This window comes from Rhodococcus sp. R1101 (genome assembly GCF_000278445.1).
Taxonomy (GTDB): Bacteria; Actinomycetota; Actinomycetes; order Mycobacteriales; family Mycobacteriaceae; genus Rhodococcus; species Rhodococcus gordoniae.
Genome location: NZ_AJVB01000705.1, coordinates 1 through 1,448, shown reverse-complemented (window position 1 = coordinate 1,448; position 1,448 = coordinate 1). Strand labels below are relative to the sequence as shown.

Genomic DNA, 1,448 nt, shown 5'->3' with positions numbered 1-1,448 from the left:
GGGTGAGCGGACCCATCGACGAGCCGTCGGCGGAGATGTGGTGGACCACGAAGGCGAGGACGTAGTCGGATTCGCGGACCCGGAACAGTCGCGCGCTCAGCGGCACGGCGGTGGTGACGTCGAAGATCGTCGCCGCGAGTTCCTGGACGGCGGCGACGATGTCCGCCTCCGGCACGTCCACCGGGGTGAGGTCGGGAACCGCCTGCGCGGCGGGAACGATGACCTGGACGGGACCGTCCTCGGTCTCCGGGTAGAAAGTGCGCAGCGATTCGTGGCGGGCCACGACGTCGCCGACGGCGGCCTGCAGCGCGTCGACGTCGAGATCGCCGGTGAGCCGGATCGCGATCGGCACGTTGTAGGCCGACGATTCGGTGTCGAAGCGGTTGAGGAACCACATGCGCTGCTGCGCGAGCGACAGAGGCACGCGCTCGGGCCGCTCGACGGCTTCGAGAGGTCGGCGGTCGTCGCCGCGCTGCGACTCGACCGCACCGGCGAGCGATGCGACGGTGGTGTTCTCGAAGAGGGCGCGCACCGGAACCTTCGCACCGAGCGCGGCTCCGAGCCGCGAGGCCACCTGGGTGGCGAGCAGCGAGTTGCCGCCGAGTTCGAAGAAGTCGTCGTCGAGGCCGACCCGTTCGACGCCGAGCACCTCGGCGAAGACCGCGGCGACGGCCTGCTCGGCCGGCGTGACGGGGGTCCGGAATTCGCGGGTCTCGAAGACCGGTTCGGGCAGGGCCCTGCGGTCGAGCTTGCCGTTGACGTTCAGCGGCAGCGCGTCGAGCGTCACGAACGCCGAGGGCACCATGTACGAGGGCACCCCCCTCGCCAGGTCGCTCCTGACCGTCGCCACGTCGAGGGTGTTGTCCTCGGCGGGCACGACGTAGGCGACCAACTGGGTGCCGACCCGCTCGTCCTCACGGGCGATCACCGCGACATCACGCAACGCATCCATCGCCCGCAGGGCGGATTCGATCTCACCGAGCTCGATACGGAAACCGCGCACCTTCACCTGGAAGTCCGTGCGCGACAGGTAGTCCAACTGACCGTCACGGGTCCACCGCACCAGGTCACCCGTGCGATACAAGCGTTCCCCGTCACCGAACGGCGAGGCGACGAACCGCTCCGCACTCAGATCCGGGCGCCCGAAGTAACCACGCGCCAACTGTGCGCCCGCGAGGTAGAGCTCACCGGCGACACCGGCCGGAACCGGATGCAGACGCTCGTCGAGCACGTAGACCCGGGTGTTCCACTCGGGCACACCGATCGGCACCGACGCACCCGAGGCATCGGTGACATCACCGGCGGTGACCGACACCGCGGCCTCGGTCGGACCGTACAGGTTCACCAACCGGGCGGCATTGTGCTCGACGAAGCGCTTCGCGGTCGCCGGCGGGAGGGCCTCACCGATCGCCAGCACCTGACGCAGGGACGGTGTGAGGATGCCACCC

General features: G+C 69.6%; 1 protein-coding gene. It reads right to left on the bottom strand.

Annotated elements, in window-relative coordinates; translation table 11 throughout:
* A partial coding sequence (locus R1101_RS28435) for a condensation domain-containing protein (RefSeq protein ID WP_037224907.1) occupies positions 1 to 1,448 on the bottom strand: 1,448 nt, incomplete at both ends.